The organism is Brevibacillus brevis NBRC 100599, assembly GCF_000010165.1.
In the GTDB taxonomy this organism is placed as follows: domain Bacteria; phylum Bacillota; class Bacilli; order Brevibacillales; family Brevibacillaceae; genus Brevibacillus; species Brevibacillus brevis_D.
Genome location: NC_012491.1, coordinates 3,099,502 through 3,115,503, shown reverse-complemented (window position 1 = coordinate 3,115,503; position 16,002 = coordinate 3,099,502). Strand labels below are relative to the sequence as shown.

Genomic DNA, 16,002 nt, shown 5'->3' with positions numbered 1-16,002 from the left:
TCCCATAAAAAATTTGCCATAGAGGCGCCGTGGTTGACGCCTCTATGCAGTTTTTGATTCATTACTTGTCTTGGATGAGATCAAGTAGGTCGGCAATCTCTTCATCATCCCAACCGAATTCGGACAGATCACTTGTTGTTGATGTTGCGGTCGTTTCCGTCTGACCTAGTTCGATCAATTGTCGTAGCGCATTTACATAGTATTCCGCTAAATCTTTGACAGTTTCTTTGCGATAAATCTCTTCACTGAAGGCGATCGTTACAATCAATTGTCCCCCGACGACAGAGCTACCGAAATCCAGTAGGTGCTGACGTTCTGAGTTGCGGTTGAAGTTGTCGCCTCTCGCTTCGTTTGCAAAGCCAAACAGGGATTCTGTATCATCAACTGACTGATCAAGCTGACCGAGATAGTTGAAGCTAATCTCCGCTTTTGGCAAAGACTTGAATGTTTCCGTCATTTCCTCGTTCAGGTAACGGAGAACGCCATAGCCGATCCCCTTGTTCGGAATGCTACGCAGCTGTTCTTTGGTCGTTTGTAGCGCTTCTTTGAGCGAGGTAGTTTCCCTTGTATCCAAGAGAATGGTATACATGCTCGTGAACCACCCCAAGGTACGGGAAAGATCGACATCATCGAAGAGCTCTTCACGTCCGTGCCCTTCCAAATGGACGAGGGAGGTTTGATTTCCGGTCCAAACGAAGATCGCTTCTGCCAATGCAGTGAGCAAGACGTCATTGATCTGCGTTTGGTAGATCGAAGGCAATTCCTGTAGTAGCACCTTGGTTTCTTCCTGCGTAAGGGCAACAGAAACCATCTTGGCAGTAAGCTCTCGGTTCTTTCCGTTCTCATAATCTTTTGGCAGAGCGTTTACTTCTGTATCGAGGCTACTTAACCAATAATCGGCTTCCTCTCGCAGACTGTCTGATTGTGCGTACTCCGTCAATTTTTCAGCCCAGTACTTGTAGGAGCTGGTTTTTGGCGGTAGTTGCACCTGTTTGCCTTGTAGCAGTTGGGTGCTGGCCTTATTCAAGTCTTCCGTGATGATGCGCCAAGACACACCATCGACTGCCAAGTGGTGAATGACGATAAGCAAGCGGCCTTCCTGTTCACTGCCCAAATCGAAGTAGACGGCACGTAGCAACGGCCCTTCCGAGAGATGCAGGCTTGCCTGAGCTTCCTCAGAGATTTCCCCGATTCGCTTGACTTGCTCTTCCTGCGGCAAATGGCCCAATTCCTCTACGGTAAATGGAATGATATCTGTCCATTCCTCGTTGATTTGCTTCCATTTTCCATCCTGATGGTAGAAACGGAGGCGGAGGGCATCATGATGTCCGAGCAAGTGATAGAAAGCTTGTCTCAAAATTTCTGGATCGATCGGTTTGACAGTTAGAAGTACAGATTGGTTCCAGTGGTTGCGATTTGCCAATTTTTGCTCGAAGAACCAGCGTTGAATCGGCAGGAGTGGCACTTCCCCAGTGACAATGCCTTGTTCGGCGAAAATGTTAACCGACTCCCCGAGCGCTTGTGTCAACTCGGCAATCGACTGATTTTCGAACAAAAGCTTCGGTGACAAGCGAATTCCAGATTGGGCTGCGCGGGCTACGATCTGAATGCTCAGAATCGAATCACCACCGAGTTCGAAGAAGTTATCGTGAATTCCGACTTGCTCTACTCCCAGAACCTTTTTCCATATTTCAGCCAATACTCGCTCAACAAACGTCTCCGGAGCAACGAATTCTCCATTACTCACTCTGTACTCCGGTATAGGTAATGCACGACGGTCTACTTTGCCATTTGGAGTGAGTGGCAGAGCATCCATGATTACGAATGCGGACGGCACCATGTACTCCGGCAATATTTCTTTCAGGTAGCTGTCGTAGTTGCCCGCTTGGTCCTCTACCCCTTCTTCTAGCACGACATACGCGGCCAGTCGTTTCACACCTGGCATGTCTTCACGGGCAAGGACGATCGTTTCTTTGACAGAAGGGTGCGTGTACAGGGCGGTTTCAATCTCGCCCAACTCGACACGGAAACCACGGATACTCACCTGATCGTCGGCACGACCGATAAACTCGATGTTGCCGTCCGGCAGGTACCGGACAAGATCTCCTGTGCGGTACATTTTTGCCCCTCGAATGTGCGCGAACGGATTTTCGACAAAGCGTTCTTGGGTCAGATCAGGACGTTTTAGATACCCGCGAGCCAAGCTGTTCCCAGCAATGTACAGTTCGCCTGCAACACCGATCGGTACAGGTTGCAGATTTGCATCAAGAACGTATACTTGCACATTGTCGATTGGACGTCCGATTGTTGGGGCTGCGATCTGACCAGCTTGTACAGGAACGATGCCTGCTGTAGCTACGACGGCATTTTCCGTTGGCCCATACTGATTTACCAATGTAAATGGCAGTTGTGCCGATGGATAGTGATGCAGTTTGTCACCGCCTGTTAGCATGTAGCGCAAATCTGCATCGGACGGCCATTCAATAGATAGCAAGCTCTCTGCTAATGGCGTTGGCAGGAAGCTGATTGTGATTCTTGAGTCGACGAGCCAATCGCGCAGTTTTTCCGGTACCAGACGAATCTCTTCTTGTGGCAAATACAGTGTGGCTCCAGCCGTCAGATAAGGCCAGATTTCCCAGACAGCGGCATCGAAGGCTGTTCCAGCGATTTGTGATGCTCTATCTTCTGGCGTGACGTTGTAAGCGTTCTGGTGCCAATAGATGAGATTTAATAGAGCGCGTTGCTCGATTTCCACTCCTTTTGGTGTTCCGGTAGAACCAGAGGTGTAAATGACATAAGCGAGATTGTTCGTTGTCGTCGTGATTTCGGGTGATTCCATGCTCTCACTGGCAATCAAATCCCAATCGATATCGAGACAAATAAACGTTGCATCACCTGTTGGCAATGCTTCCAGCAAGCGTTCTTGGGTCAAGACGATCGGCATGTTCGTGTCATCCATCATGAAGGCAAGGCGTTCCTTTGGATAAGATGGATCCATCGGAACAAACGCACCGCCTGCTTTGAGAATCCCTAATTGACCGATCAGCATCTCGACGGAACGTTCGACACAAATACCAACGAGAGTCTCTGACGTAATCCCCTGTTGTTGTAAGTAGTTCGCCAGTTGATTCGCTTTCGAATTCAGCTCTGCATAGGTGAGCGAGCCTTCCTTGGAAACGACTGCCAGCTGATTCGGCATTTTCCTTGTCATTTCGGCGACTAGCTCATGTACTGTCTTTTCATACGTGTAAGTTGCAGCTGTGTTGTTCCACCCAAGTATCAGCTGTTCACGTTCATCCGGACGCAGCAATGGTAGCGCCATGATCGATCGATCAGGTTGGGCGACGATTCCCTCTAGTACATGATGGAAATGATTCACCATTCGCTCCATTGTTGTTTGGTCGAACAAATCTGTATTGTAATCAAACGTAGCGATCATGCCGTTTGGCGTTTCTGCCATAGTCAAGCTGATGTCGTATTTGGACATCACTTCTTGGTTTTGGCTTTCAAACGGTGCAATCTGAATGCCCTCCAGTTCATGCGTCTGCATTTCGAAGTTTTGCAGAGCGAACATGACTTGGTAGAGTGGCGAATAGCTTAGGCTACGTTCCAACTCCAGCTCATCTATTAACTTTTCAAAGGGCAGGTCTTGATGGGTATACGCTTCCAGTGCAGACTCGCGCACTCTTGCAAGTAATTCACGGAAGGTTGGAGCGCCAGACATATCGGTTCTCATCGCCAGCGTGTTGATGAAGAAGCCAATTAATGACTCCGTTTCTTGTCTATTGCGTCCAGCAACCGGACTTCCGACGATAATGTCGTCTTGACCGCTGTAACGATGAAGCAGGATTTGGAAGGCAGCGAGCAAGGTCATAAAGAGCGTGGCGCCTTCTTGTTTGCTGAGCGCGTGTAATTTTTCCACAAGCTCCGTTGGGAAGTTCGTTGTGTATAAGGCTCCATTATAGGTCTGAACCGGTGGACGCGGACGATCTGTCGGTAGGGCCAATAGCGGCTCACTACCACTCAGTTTTGCTTTCCAGTATGCGAGCTGTTGCTCTAACGCCTCACCTTGTAGCCATTCAAACAACCAATCATGAATACTAAAATTATCATAAATATGCCTCGGTCATATCAATCGAGGCATTTATTGCATATTTAATGAAGGAACTCATTGCCTTTCTGTAATCCTTACTCCGCCTTCACAAATTTTTCAATGTATTTTGCTATTTTGCCGTTCTTCCTTGGTGAAAATCTGGTACATCGTTTTTTGGACTTCCAACCATTGTTGATACAGGGTGTACTCGAAATGAACAAATCATGCAGGACGATAGTCCTAGTTACCAAATATTTACATTCGGTAACTCTTTTTGTAAAATATAGGGAGTTTGATGTTTCTTTTTTTTTTTGCTAAGGAGGAGTAGGTTTAATATGGGGCAAGGCAAGACAGTTCAACGATCGTTACGTTCAGAAGTTGAGCATCACCTAAAAGAGCGTGGTTACACACTGACTAAACTTGGCGAGATAACAGGTATTAATCAGGGAGTACTGAGCGATATTTTTAATCGAACTCCTTCTCGGGCTATGACGATTGGTCATCTGGATGCACTTGCTGTAGCTTTTAATCAAGCCCCTGGATGGCTTTATGATCTGTATGTAACGGAATGTATCGTCGAGGGAAAAGTGTCTCGTTCACGAGTTGTTCCCTATCTGGTTCGATGTGCAGAAATAGGCAGGCAGGATTGTATCGAGTTAATTGTCCCTATACTTTTGGATAATCAGAAAAACCTGTCCATCCTGTTTTCCGTGGCTGAGAAGCTTTTTACAAATGGGAAGCGACAGGAGTCAATCCCGTTTTATCAACTTGTTATTGAATCGGAAAAAGACAGCCATTGTGATCGTTTTGTAATGTCTCAGTATAGGCTTTTCCGTGCAGTGCAAGGGGGAGCTGATTCAGAGAAAAAGTGGAAGGCTGTCATCTGTTTTCACCCTTATCGAAACAGGTTGCCTGAAAATTATCAATTAGATGCGTTACTACAATTAGCAAATGTGTGCTTTACGCTCCATAACTGGAAGGAGGTAGAGCGATATGCAGATGAACTAAAAGAGTTAGCAACCGTGATCTATAATGAAGAAATACAAAGATGGGAAATTGATGGAGTGAGGGGAATACTTGAAACAGAGTGCCATCTTGTCGTGTATTATGGACAGGGCTTCTTACTAAAGGGACTCGCTTTACAATTACAAGAGCGGTATGAAGAAGCCATTTCTTATGTACAAGCGTATGCTGAGCTGGGCTGGTTTGAATTCCGTGATGATCTAGCTGAAATGGAAATTGAAAAGTTTCGTGGATGGGCGAAAGCGAATAATTACACTCTGAATTTATTAATGGGGCGTACAGAGTTACTTTCTGAGTATGTTAATCATCTTGCTAATAACCCACCTGAAATTTTAGCGGGTATGTTTACCATTATGGAGACAGCCAATCGATTCGGACTATCTGTAGATGACATTGTGGAGCGTTTTTCTAAGGAAATTGCTTGCTTTCAAGATTATAAAGACCCTTTTAGTCTTACCCGCCATCTTCATTTTCGGTATCATTTGGCGATATATCAGCTCGATAAGGGGCGAGTTGCAGAAGGTATTACAGAAACACTACGCTGCCTTGCGTTAGCGAGTAAGATGATGGAGCAGGAAAAGTTCCAAAGCTGTGTCGCTATGTTCTGGAAATATAGACATAGTGCTTCTGACCAGCAGATAGATGAATTCCAAAACATTTTGGAAGGGAGAAATAAATAATGCGGAGTATGATACTTCTACTTACTGTTTTGTTCGGACTTTCTCACGGAATCGTTGTACCAGAACATCAGGAGGTGCTTAGTAGTCATCACATTGTAACTACGTATACCCACGGTGCAGGAGGTTAAGTAGTAGTAAAACACCCTTTCGGGTGTTTTTTTTATCATTCAAAATTTTTCAAAGGTCGTTTTGCTGAATGTTAGTTTATAGTAATAAATGTACATAAATTAATGTACAAAAATGTAAAAACAGGAGGTGAATACCATAGGAGCTATTGCACACGAAAAGGGCGTTCCATCCCATTGCCAGGTAAACGGAACGCCCACAGGAGGAGCAGCTAGAGCTCCTATAAATAAATGTATCACGCAATCCTTAGATCGGGAAGGAGGAACTTATCACGATATAGAGCACTTGAAAAACATTGTGGAACAATTGCGTGAACAACTGGAGCAACTATATTTAGAGAAGAATGATTTGTTGGACGATGAAGTCGTAGAATTAAGCCAGAAATTAGATCAGTACATTCTGCTAATTCAATCAAAAATGATGCTAAAAAATAGAAACTAAGGTGTTACAGAAGAAACTACAAATCTCTATACGATCAACATATAAAATAGGTATATTTTGCCTATTTTGCATTTTAACTTATTTTGGTAGAATTACAATAATCTGGCGATATAATCTGGAGGTTAGTATGAAACGGATTCTTAGAACTGCTGTTCTTTCAACTGTATTAGGTGTCCTCGCTCTATCTACGTCAATAGCAATAGCTGCGGAGAGCAATGCCGCTCCATTAGGTAGCGGTGACGACTTCGGAATAGACATGTATGCATCCAATATCCATGATATAACCGGAAAATCTGCTTATATGTGGGCTTACACGGAAGGAGAAGGAAGCGAACTCGCGAAGGTACGCGTCTATTCCTATTTCTACGTGAATGGAAAGATGGAGAAAGCGGACTACGAAAATGGTACAAGGTACGCATCTATCGATTACGATGCATCTGCTAAATATTTGATGGATGCCAAAATCACATCGTCCCATTACGCCTACAACAAGGCAGGTGACAAGGTTACGAGAACGTCCGAGAAGGTATACCAAAACTAAAGCATTTAGGAGGTATTTGAGGTTATGAAAAAACGCAACCTAGTAATTTCGGGTGTTGTTTTAGCTGGCGCTATTTTCGCAGGTAGCAGCCTATACGCAAGTGAAGACGTGGAGCAGTTCGAACAAGGAAATCAAATGAAAACACTTAGCGCATTGGGGATCGAAGCAAAGTCCGACGATTTAGTAGCTATGAAAACTTTGACTGACGAAAAGGGACAAGAGTGGATTTATAACGAATTCACCAGAAGAGCGCCTTTGATGGATAAAATAGAAGAGGAACGTTCGGTAAAAGTGAAAGATGCTTTCATTGAAGTACAGGACGAGATCATGCAACAGCACACGAAGAAGGGGGATTCCATTCCGGTTATCCTTCTGGATGAAGAGTTAAAAGAAGGCTCCTTCTCGTTTAACAGAGAAGATGGAGAGGTGCTGATCTTCAAACTAAAGTACAATGACGACAAAGGAAAATGGGATTACGAGCAGGAAAAGTAAATATCGTTAATTTACACAGGGGATAGCACTCGCTATCCCCTATTTTATTGAACTGTATTGACAATAGGTACTAATAAAAAAAACGTCTCCTCAAAACAGGGACGGGTTATTTTCTAGCCAGCTAGAATAAAATCGACGAATACTGGTGAGCGCAGCATCCCGCTTTTTGTCCAGTTTCTCATTTTGACGCGTGCTTTAATTTGAGGCTGCAGATAAACATACTCACGATCTTCACCAGTTATTAACTGTTTCGCCACTCCATAAAACGCCTTCTTATGCGTACGTGGCACGCCGTGCTCAATGACACCTGCAGGTCGACCGTTATAGTATGCTAACCAGCCAAAGTCACCTTTCCTGTATCCTGCGATCTGGACGTCTACATACGTATAGTTGATGATCTTGGTGAAATCGTCTGTACGTTTATCCGCATGGTATCGCCCATCCTTACGCTTTGCGACTATGCCCTCCATGTTTCTTGCGACAATTGCGTCCCATAAATCCTCGCCTCGTCCGTCAATGTACGCGATTTTGCTCATAGTTGGGGTATCCGTTATTGCCCGGCCACGGACAGACACAACTACAGAGTATACGTGATACTGTGAAATCAGATAAAGTTACAACTGAAGATTTTGTTGAGAATACAGTGGGAAAAGCAAAATTACTATTAATCTTCTGGTATATAGGTACGGCACTTGCTTTAGGTACTTTAGTTTTTGGGATTATTAGATTCCTAAAACCTTAAAAAAAGCGCTTAATAGCGCTTTTTTCATTTGCTCTCTTGCCGCATGAAAAGAAGATATCTATGTTTATCCCTGTCGTAAATGTAAAGATGATTACTTTCAATCTCAGTTGGCTTATTGCCCAAAACAATCCGATTTGAATCTAAGGAATACAAAACAAAAAGTGGCTGATTTTGCACTGTTTCTATATGTGGGATAATCATTTTATATGAATTCTTTCCGGCGGGATTCTCTATTTTAAATTCATCACGATACAAATGAATTGAAAAATGAAAATAGACTAAAGCAAAAAGTGTGCTTGCCAAAATTGAGCCAAGTAGAGACAGCCAATCTGTTTCTTTGATCATTAGACGATACGTTGTAAATGCTGAACTGCAATATATGGAAAAGTAAGCACTAACGAAGTGTGTCAGAAGCAGAAATTTATAATATCGTTTGTTTTTGCTGTAATCAAGTTCATATTCTTCTTTACGAATTAGTTTTGAGTACAATGCCACGAACTTTCTTATAGCCAAATGGACCATGATGATACTGAAACTAATTAATAAGGTTATAATAATGAGCACGCCAAGCAAAATTAAAAAATATGAATCGTTGTCATTTTCTGCTATTGAAATGGCTATTCCTCCACCTAGTAAATGCGAGAAAATAATCAGTATCAGTGTAAACATTAGCTGTTTATAGCCGGTTTCCCAACTTTGTTGATCCTTTGTATCGAATATTTTATCGAAGTCAGACTTTTTTACATATCTAATGAATGCTTTGATTAGCTTTACAACTGTCGAAATCAGGAATACCCCAAAGACAATGATCATAATTAAGGGATAATCTCTAGCAAAAATTGATAAGAAAGGTATTTCGTTCATACTTACCACTCCATTAACAAAAGGATATTTCATTTACTTTTTTAGTTATATACTTTAACTTTGAATATTCTCATATGAAAAAGTCTTTTTTTACAGAAGAGAAAAAGTTAGAGATTACAAATAAAGCCCGACTTTTTAGTGGGGCAGCACAGTTATTCTCCAGCCGTCAGGTGGTCCAACTACGAGTGAACTACATCCCCATTCTGGTGGTCCGTACATTTGCCAACCAACACCGCCGTCCAGGCTCAGGTTCCAATCAGGGTCGGATACTTTTAGCTGCCAACCGGGACCACCATCAAATTTTACACCTTCCCAATCAGGACCTGAAGTTTTCATAACCCAACCTGGACCGCATCAAGCTTCATTCCGTCTTCCATCTTCCACTCAGGACCAGTAAATAGAAATTGGGGTCTTTCTCCAAGATCAAAACTCAGTGCGGTGCCGCGTTCACCAATATCCTTTAGAATGTGGTTGAACATTCTATCACCTCGCTTTTCTCAATCATACAATTGTTCCATAAAATAGAAAATCCCTCCCGTGGATGTAATTCCGAAGGAGGACTCTTTTTGTTGATGGATCGTTGGTCAGTCGTAGCCTGTGACGTGAGGGTAGCGGGCAACGATACAAAAAGTCCCCCTTATATAGGAGGACTAAGCTTCTCCACCAAAGCGCTTGAATATATCCATTGCACCATTCAAAAGTTTAACGCCTTCCGGAAGAGAATCCCACATTCTCTTTAAATAAGAAGGACGCAAGGTATCCCCTTCTTTCTTTTCCTTCAAATCAGTAATAGTATCGATTGCATCAGCAGCGTCTTCTGGCTTTAGTGAAGAGTTACTTCGAATGGCTTCAATAAACTGCTGGATTTTATCTTGATCTTCATGGCCCCATACTCCAGAAAGGGAAGCTTGAGAACCAGTATTTACTTGTGATTGATTAATACTATTTCGGTCGCCAATTTTTACACTGTTATCGTTCACATAAACAACCGCCTTTTCGATATTAATAAACCCTAATTGTTTCAAGATCCTAAGAGAAGGTTCTTTATCTTCGATGATATGATTCACAACAGTAGGCAAATTCACACATGGACTTTTTTTTTTCGCGAGATTGCGATATGAAGTCTTCGGTGAAACTGAAAACAATAATCGCAAAATCGGGATCAAAGTAATATTGCTCGCTACACCAGCATTCAAACAGTTGTTCTTCATCTATCGGTGTGTCTAAAGGAAACGTTCGACCTTTATGACCATTGGGGCATAAAAGCATTTTTTTAGAAATTAACTCAAATCCATTCATTCTGCTAAGATACTTTAATACATCGTAATGAAGCACTCCACTAAGACCAAGTTCAGCAAGTACGTTATTAACTGTAAAATTAACGATCGGAATATCATTGGAGGCCCATCTTTCAAGCAATGCGGTAATTTCTCTGTATGGTATCGCAGCCATATGATATCCACCTCCTAAATTTACTCGTTATTAACTACTGTTGCTTCACCTGTTGCAGCTTCGTTTATTGTGGTTTGCTTCATCGTGAAACAAACATGAATAAATGCTTCTATAACGGTGGTAATAATTCCTTCAGTTACTGACTTTAAAAATTTAAAGCCACCCTGCCTAATGTTTATTTCGAAAGAAACTGGCATTTTTATGCTGGTAGTTGGATCAGTATAAACAAATTCGCAAGATTCGTCATTTGTGTCGTCAGTAGGTATATCTAGTTCTTTGATTGCCGCTACTATTTTTCTATACGTTTCATCATTTCTAAGGTTAACCCCTTTTTGGCTACGATCCGCCGTGAATCGGATAGAACCAACTGTACTGGGGAGGTTTATTTCAGTTGAAACTAGATCAGCAGATAATATTGCAGAAATTAGTTTTGCTTCTTCTTTCGTTACAGTTGTCCACGAATGCCACTTGTATGGCTCGGCAAAGCCTAATAATTTCATAGCAATTTCAACGTAGGTTTTTCTATAGGTGTGTGCACACCTTACTTCAATTACCTGTTCCCCGAAATGGATTACTATCGAAGTAAAGTGAGCATAGAGTGCTGGGCGTTTCCCGTAGTTATATTTATGTGTAGTTCTTTTACCCTCGACAAACTTAATAAACACATCAGAGCCTTCTTGGACAACGCTACATATTTGTATTCCTTGTCGCAGTTCAGGTTGCCATTCGTGGCCTATATTTTCTTTAGAAACATGCTTTTCATTAATTAATACTTTAATAAAATCCTCTGCTGATTTTGATTTATCCGGAAAATTAGAATCAGGTTTGCATAGAGTAAGACCAGTAGGTGAGCCAGCAAATTGAAACTGCTTTTCTAAATGAAGCAGTTGGTCACCTTGTCCTTTTTCGACACAATCCTTTAAAATGTCTTCAATTTCTCTTCCTCTTGTCTTAACACTATGTAATTGGGCATAAGAACGTATGAGAGTATCAGGTATATTTTCAAAGGATGACATCAATAACCCGCCTTCATCATTTTTCTGATAAGGACCCAAGTGTATTCAGATTATATTACTTAATCTGGAATAATAGACTGGGAACTTGTGTATGAGTCTCTAGTCCCAGTCTATCCTTTTCTTCCAAAATTGTCCATTAAACAATTTTACCTAGTCTACTTAAGTTCATTCCCCACCCTATTACTATCAATTATCCATTGATTATCTATTCATCATACGATCTAAAAGTGTAAACATAAGCCAGGGCAATTCAGTCAACATACCTGCTGGATCGTCAGCTAAACGCTGCTTCCAAACAGCAGGATCATTTAACAGTCCCTTGGCAGCAAGGCTGTCAATCGCCTTCAAGCCAGCTTCTCGTTCCCATTGCTCCAGCTCCAGCTTTAATTCTGGTTGTTTCTTATCCACAGAGTTGCCAGACTTATCGACATCATACTGGTGAAGGTTATACGTTTCGATCAAGTTGATCAGTTTCTGTGGATAGGTCGGATCAGTCGCATACCCGCCTTCTTTGATCTTCTGGCAGGCTATCTTGTAATCAGCCCCAAGGACGCCATGGTATCGAGTAGGTTTGTCCCTTGTACCGTTCAGGATAAGGGCTGAGTGATCGGCAATCGATTCGGCCAAGTTATTGTATTTCCGGAATTCCGCGCTTGTTTTAATTGGGGTCGATCCTACATACTCCGTAGTCGGCATGTTAACGCTGCCCGCGGTGCCGGTTCCTTTGATACCAAACAGGTTGTTGGCATTGATGGTTAATCCACTTTTTCCCCAATTGCTTTCCAAGATCGCCTGGGCAATGGTCAGCGAGGCTGGTACCCGTGTCTTTTTCATATCGGCAACAGCTGCAGGCGCGATTTTTGCGATAAACTCTTGCTGGGTCATTATTGATCACCTTCCCTTTTTACAAATGTCTGCTTCCACAACTGGTGCCCCAGTGTTGCGATCCCAGCAGCGAGAATGCCCTGAATCGTCGCTTGCACACTTATTGCTCCCATCACTCCCCAAGCTAGTCCAACACCGCTTACAGTCAAAAGCCAAGGAATTAACCAGTCAGCTACCCGTGGCGTTTTCTTGAGCATCGTTCCAATCAACAACAGTGCGACTACAACAATCAAAATTTCATCCAGTAGGTATTGGCTGACCAATGCCAACAGGTCCGTTTCTTTCATTTAGTTCATCCCCTTCCACAGCAACGCTATTGCTCCAGCAATCAGCGCACCAATTACCGTACGCCAGAGCCATTTTTGATTATCAGCAACTTCATTCAATCGATGATGTGCTGATTTCCCGTATTGTAGTGCTTCATTCGCTTTCTCTTTCGCCTCTTCCGCTGTAACACGAACATCAGTCATAGAGTCCAGTTTTGTCTCTACTCGGACAATCCGCTCTCTGATATCAGATAGTACCTGCATCTCATTGTTTGACATGAGATTTTCCTCCTCACCCCCTTGGGGCAAAAGTAAAAGGAGCCGCGTTAGCAGCTCCCCTAAAAACTCTATTCGTTTTACAACCCACAACTGTCCAGCCATTCGCTCATTGTCACTGTATCGATGTCATTTCGCCGGGAATATGCGTAATCAACAACCTCTTGGAAGTTGCTTACGTTGTACTCGATACTGGACGAGGCTTCACCACTAACGATCTTGTGGAACATGAACAAACATACGCCCCCAACCTTTGCCGCATCATCAATGTGACCTTTTAGTGTGGCGGGTGTAATCGTATGCTCAACATTCCGAATCTTGATCGTCCGTTTATCCGGTGGCGGTGTGGTCGCTGTATCCTCTTGGACAGTGCGACCCGCTCTGCGAGATTGCATCACTTGCAGCACCCTTGCGTCATACGCGCCATATGGATACGCCAAAATATTCGATGCTCGAGGAAATCCGTTTGCATTCAGCCATTTTTCAGCGTCCGTTACCTCTTTCTCGATTTCCGCAGTATCTTTCAGGTCTTTGAGCGTCGTGTGGTTCATCGTATGGTTGGCCATGTCCCAGCCATAAGCGTACATTTCTTTTAGCTGTTGTAGCGTGCAATAGCCAGACCACCCTACGTGCGACGGAATGACGGCAATGACACCTGGTAGATTATATTTTCCCATGTACTTGAACGCTTCGGTGTACTGTGAAGACCAACCATCGTCAAACATGAAAATTACCTTACCGCGCTGCGATTCATCTCGAATGATCGAATCAAAAATGATCGAAGCCGTAGTGTTATCGTTGGACTTAATCCGGATTTGCATAGAGACGATATCCCGGGTAAGGCTTGCGGCTCCAACGGGCTCCAGCTTGCTGACGTCGATGATATGCTCATTCCACCCCTGCGCCATCCGCCATCCTCGCACGGTGTAGCCCAAAAATTCGGCATAGCCAGTATCATGAGCCAAATAGAGCTGGAACTCGTAGATGTCAGTCAAATTGTCTACATAGAATCTAATCTTCAAGGTCTTTGCACCTGACAAGTTTAAGAGGACGTTTCGGCGTGCGGCAATCGATGTGCCTGTCGAAGTGATTTGCAGCTTGCCATTGTTAAATGACACTGATCCGCCGCCGTATGCTTTTAGCCAGGAATTTGTATCACTAAATGGCTCCACAAGTCTGCCTTTCTTGAAGTCCCGGACTTGAGCTAATATCAAGTCTTTGTTTTTCTTGTCTGTTGCAGGACTAGACCATGCCATTTTCACCGCCACCCTTTTGTGCTTTTTTCAATTTTGCATTCTCTTTTCGCAAAGCTTCAATTTCTTTCTGTAGAGCCTCATCCTGCTTTTTCTCTGCTTCCCCTGCTGGTGTGTATACCCAATCACCTAGCGATCCATCAGGATTACGCTTCCGGTATCTCATGCTTTGATCGCCCCCGATAAACTCGATGCTGCCGCTGTTGAGTTTGCGTCATTACTGGACAACGTCAATTTCAAATGGAGTTGAGCGTTACCAGTGGCATACGTTCCGATGAACTCTGTTTCCACGATCCCCGTGATAACAGGGGCAGTCGTTTTTGTCATGGCCTTATAGGATTCGGCAGCGCCAGCCGCCACGATAGAAAGAGCTCCGTCCACATTCAAATCTCCCGTTTCATGTTGGAACCAAGCTAGGACTTCTTTGGCTGTCGTGGATTGAGGAGATAGCTTGTAGCGTGCATGGGCTGTTTTGAGGCGTGTTTTTGTCACCGAACGGGTCAAGGAAAACGTGAGGACTGTTGTTGCTCCTAACGAGTCTGCTGCTGTTATGACGAGACTGTTCGCTCCGGCAACCATCTGCTTTGGTGTAATGGTGATCGACCACGCGCCACCGCTGATCGATATGGGGACATCTGCACCGCCGTTCATGCGATACTTCATTGCTACTGCTTGTCCATCTGGATCGGAAACCGTCCCTTTGATTGTAATGGGGGAATCATCCGACAAATTATCATTGTTAGAGACAAATGAATGTGTAAGTGTCGGAGGGCGATTCAAAGCTACGGTAAAGGTGCGTTCTGCAATGATGGAAGTACCGCCCTTGTTGTCTTCTGACCATACTTCTAACAGGTGAGTTGTTCCCTCATCCAGTAGCCCAGAAACGGCTGTCGTACCATCCTTAATGGCCCCGCCCGCAAAGGTGAACGTTTTACTAAAAGCGAGTGGATTTACGCCGTCCGCAGATGCTTGCAGGATACGATAGGGAGTGCCTTTGTTGACACGTACATAGACGGATACGATATCACCAGGATCAGTGTCCAATGTGGTGCCCGTGACCGCATAAGTATTACCCACAGACAACTTGACCCCGCTTGCTGGAGCAGTGAGTGTGAGCGTCTGGCCGAAGTTGTCCTCATACGTAACGGTTACGGTATAAGCGTAGTAGTAGGTATATGATACCGAAGATGGTCCATACACTGTGCCGGAATAGCTTTGGGAGTAGTTGTATTTTCGCGTATCAGGCTTAGATACCGTACCCGAATAGGTGCCTGTTGCAGAGGCGCCATATGTTTTTTCACCGCCACCCTCGTCATTTAAAAGTTGACATCTTCCCGCTGATGACCCGGTGCGTTGCAAAGTGCCAGTGTATCCTTCCCCGTCTGAATAAGGTATGGAGGATGGTAACGCCGACAATGCGCCGCTTTGCGCTCCGCTACAAGACCCGCCATAGTCGTACCAAGAATCGCGAGAAGCTGATACTGTTTTTTGACCAGGAGGGCTACCGCTGACTACATAGGGAGTTGATCCGCCTGATTTAGACAAGGTGCCGCTATAAGTTCCATCGTTGTAACTGATCGAAGACTGAAAACTATCTGTACTGCTTGTACGAGTCTCCGATACGGTTTTTGTGTTCGGCACGCTGGATGTGGTATATCGGGTATATGAACCATCGCTGACATTGACCGTCACTTCGCTGCCATTGACAGAGTGTGTAACTTTGCCCGTATTGACCGCGACTGACACAACACGCCGTAGATTCGGAATAGTTATCTTTTGTGACCGGCTTTGCGATGTAGACTCAGGTATGCTCACAACGGTTGATTTACTAGCCATCTAACCGCCTCCTTTC

The 16,002-nt window shown here is 44.0% G+C and carries 18 protein-coding genes and 1 pseudogene; 5 read left to right on the top strand and 14 right to left on the bottom strand.

Annotated elements, in window-relative coordinates; genetic code table 11:
- Positions 1–61: 61 nt before the first annotated feature.
- Positions 62–4,090 (bottom strand): annotated as a pseudogene (locus tag BBR47_RS14945) (amino acid adenylation domain-containing protein); the annotation flags it as partial.
- 338 nt (positions 4,091–4,428) lie between these two features.
- On the opposite strand from BBR47_RS14945, the gene BBR47_RS14940 reads away from it, so the two are divergent.
- From BBR47_RS14940 to BBR47_RS14925, 5 genes are all read left to right on the top strand, one after another.
- On the top strand, positions 4,429–5,796 hold the full coding sequence (locus BBR47_RS14940) for a helix-turn-helix domain-containing protein (RefSeq protein WP_015891244.1): 1,368 nt from the start codon (positions 4,429–4,431) through the stop codon (positions 5,794–5,796).
- A complete protein-coding gene (locus BBR47_RS31805) occupies positions 5,796–5,924 on the top strand; it encodes a hypothetical protein (RefSeq protein WP_269446210.1) in 129 nt (42 codons plus the stop codon). The genes BBR47_RS14940 and BBR47_RS31805 overlap by 1 nt, the downstream gene beginning before the upstream one ends.
- 127 nt (positions 5,925–6,051) lie before the next feature.
- Positions 6,052–6,363 carry an aspartyl-phosphate phosphatase Spo0E family protein gene (locus BBR47_RS14935; protein ID WP_015891243.1) on the top strand — a complete coding sequence of 104 codons (312 nt, stop codon included), beginning with the start codon at positions 6,052–6,054 and terminating at the stop codon, positions 6,361–6,363.
- A 127-nt stretch (positions 6,364–6,490) separates the two neighbouring features.
- A complete protein-coding gene (locus tag BBR47_RS14930; protein WP_015891242.1) occupies positions 6,491–6,904 on the top strand; it encodes a hypothetical protein in 414 nt (137 codons plus the stop codon).
- 24 nt (positions 6,905–6,928) lie between these two features.
- The gene (locus tag BBR47_RS14925) at positions 6,929–7,396 is read left to right on the top strand and encodes a hypothetical protein (RefSeq protein WP_015891241.1); all 468 of its coding nucleotides are present in this window, start codon (positions 6,929–6,931) and stop codon (positions 7,394–7,396) included.
- Between the two features lie 113 nt (positions 7,397–7,509).
- On the opposite strand, the gene BBR47_RS14920 is transcribed toward BBR47_RS14925, so the two are convergent.
- From BBR47_RS14920 to BBR47_RS14880, 13 genes are all read right to left on the bottom strand, one after another.
- Positions 7,510–7,932, bottom strand: coding sequence for a hypothetical protein (locus BBR47_RS14920; RefSeq protein ID WP_197535039.1), 423 nt, complete (start codon positions 7,930–7,932; stop codon positions 7,510–7,512).
- A 230-nt stretch (positions 7,933–8,162) separates the two neighbouring features.
- Positions 8,163–9,002: a hypothetical protein gene (locus tag BBR47_RS14915; protein WP_015891239.1), complete on the bottom strand. Its 840-nt coding sequence runs from the start codon at positions 9,000–9,002 to the stop codon at positions 8,163–8,165.
- Positions 9,003–9,137: 135 nt separating this feature from the next.
- Positions 9,138–9,338: a hypothetical protein gene (locus BBR47_RS30895; RefSeq protein ID WP_155801093.1), complete on the bottom strand. Its 201-nt coding sequence runs from the start codon at positions 9,336–9,338 to the stop codon at positions 9,138–9,140.
- Positions 9,335–9,481, bottom strand: a complete 147-nt coding sequence (locus BBR47_RS30890; protein WP_155801092.1) for a hypothetical protein — start codon at positions 9,479–9,481, stop codon at positions 9,335–9,337. Before BBR47_RS30890 ends, BBR47_RS30895 begins: the two co-directional genes overlap by 4 nt.
- Before the next feature lie 171 nt (positions 9,482–9,652).
- Complete coding sequence (locus tag BBR47_RS30370) at positions 9,653–10,069, bottom strand: hypothetical protein (RefSeq protein ID WP_155801091.1); 417 nt, start codon at positions 10,067–10,069, stop codon at positions 9,653–9,655.
- On the bottom strand, positions 10,047–10,454 hold the full coding sequence (locus tag BBR47_RS30365; protein ID WP_081437243.1) for a hypothetical protein: 408 nt from the start codon (positions 10,452–10,454) through the stop codon (positions 10,047–10,049). The genes BBR47_RS30370 and BBR47_RS30365 overlap by 23 nt, the downstream gene beginning before the upstream one ends.
- Positions 10,455–10,474: 20 nt before the next feature.
- Positions 10,475–11,470, bottom strand: a complete 996-nt coding sequence (locus BBR47_RS14905; RefSeq protein ID WP_015891237.1) for a hypothetical protein — start codon at positions 11,468–11,470, stop codon at positions 10,475–10,477.
- A 201-nt stretch (positions 11,471–11,671) separates the two neighbouring features.
- Entirely contained in the window at positions 11,672–12,355 is a 684-nt protein-coding gene (locus BBR47_RS14900) for a glycoside hydrolase family 73 protein (protein ID WP_015891236.1), read from the bottom strand.
- Positions 12,355–12,642 carry a phage holin family protein gene (locus BBR47_RS14895; RefSeq protein ID WP_015891235.1) on the bottom strand — a complete coding sequence of 96 codons (288 nt, stop codon included), beginning with the start codon at positions 12,640–12,642 and terminating at the stop codon, positions 12,355–12,357. Before BBR47_RS14895 ends, BBR47_RS14900 begins: the two co-directional genes overlap by 1 nt.
- Positions 12,643–12,900: a hemolysin XhlA family protein gene (locus BBR47_RS14890; RefSeq protein WP_015891234.1), complete on the bottom strand. Its 258-nt coding sequence runs from the start codon at positions 12,898–12,900 to the stop codon at positions 12,643–12,645. It lies immediately after the preceding gene.
- A 77-nt stretch (positions 12,901–12,977) separates the two neighbouring features.
- Positions 12,978–14,153 (bottom strand): polysaccharide deacetylase family protein, encoded by a 1,176-nt coding sequence (locus tag BBR47_RS14885; RefSeq protein WP_015891233.1) that lies wholly within the window; start codon positions 14,151–14,153, stop codon positions 12,978–12,980.
- The gene (locus BBR47_RS30885) at positions 14,140–14,316 is read right to left on the bottom strand and encodes a hypothetical protein (protein ID WP_015891232.1); all 177 of its coding nucleotides are present in this window, start codon (positions 14,314–14,316) and stop codon (positions 14,140–14,142) included. The genes BBR47_RS14885 and BBR47_RS30885 overlap by 14 nt, the downstream gene beginning before the upstream one ends.
- The gene (locus BBR47_RS14880; protein WP_015891231.1) at positions 14,313–15,986 is read right to left on the bottom strand and encodes a hypothetical protein; all 1,674 of its coding nucleotides are present in this window, start codon (positions 15,984–15,986) and stop codon (positions 14,313–14,315) included. The genes BBR47_RS30885 and BBR47_RS14880 overlap by 4 nt, the downstream gene beginning before the upstream one ends.
- Positions 15,987–16,002 lie beyond the last annotated feature (16 nt).

Bases quoted from the DNA above. Each gene is read 5' to 3' on its own strand.
- BBR47_RS30895 (WP_155801093.1), bottom strand. From the start codon at position 9,338: ATGAAAACTTCAGGTCCTGATTGGGAAGGTGTAAAATTTGATGGTGGT.
- BBR47_RS14920 (WP_197535039.1), bottom strand. From the start codon at position 7,932: ATGAGCAAAATCGCGTACATTGACGGACGAGGCGAGGATTTATGGGAC.
- BBR47_RS14890 (WP_015891234.1), bottom strand. From the start codon at position 12,900: ATGTCAAACAATGAGATGCAGGTACTATCTGATATCAGAGAGCGGATT.
- BBR47_RS30885 (WP_015891232.1), bottom strand. From the start codon at position 14,316: ATGAGATACCGGAAGCGTAATCCTGATGGATCGCTAGGTGATTGGGTA.
- BBR47_RS30365 (WP_081437243.1), bottom strand. From the start codon at position 10,454: ATGGCTGCGATACCATACAGAGAAATTACCGCATTGCTTGAAAGATGG.
- BBR47_RS14905 (WP_015891237.1), bottom strand. From the start codon at position 11,470: ATGTCATCCTTTGAAAATATACCTGATACTCTCATACGTTCTTATGCC.
- BBR47_RS14940 (WP_015891244.1), top strand. From the start codon at position 4,429: ATGGGGCAAGGCAAGACAGTTCAACGATCGTTACGTTCAGAAGTTGAG.
- BBR47_RS14880 (WP_015891231.1), bottom strand. From the start codon at position 15,986: ATGGCTAGTAAATCAACCGTTGTGAGCATACCTGAGTCTACATCGCAA.
- BBR47_RS30890 (WP_155801092.1), bottom strand. From the start codon at position 9,481: ATGTTCAACCACATTCTAAAGGATATTGGTGAACGCGGCACCGCACTG.
- BBR47_RS14925 (WP_015891241.1), top strand. From the start codon at position 6,929: ATGAAAAAACGCAACCTAGTAATTTCGGGTGTTGTTTTAGCTGGCGCT.
- BBR47_RS14915 (WP_015891239.1), bottom strand. From the start codon at position 9,002: ATGAACGAAATACCTTTCTTATCAATTTTTGCTAGAGATTATCCCTTA.
- BBR47_RS14895 (WP_015891235.1), bottom strand. From the start codon at position 12,642: ATGAAAGAAACGGACCTGTTGGCATTGGTCAGCCAATACCTACTGGAT.
- BBR47_RS31805 (WP_269446210.1), top strand. From the start codon at position 5,796: ATGCGGAGTATGATACTTCTACTTACTGTTTTGTTCGGACTTTCTCAC.
- BBR47_RS14930 (WP_015891242.1), top strand. From the start codon at position 6,491: ATGAAACGGATTCTTAGAACTGCTGTTCTTTCAACTGTATTAGGTGTC.
- BBR47_RS14885 (WP_015891233.1), bottom strand. From the start codon at position 14,153: ATGGCATGGTCTAGTCCTGCAACAGACAAGAAAAACAAAGACTTGATA.
- BBR47_RS14900 (WP_015891236.1), bottom strand. From the start codon at position 12,355: ATGACCCAGCAAGAGTTTATCGCAAAAATCGCGCCTGCAGCTGTTGCC.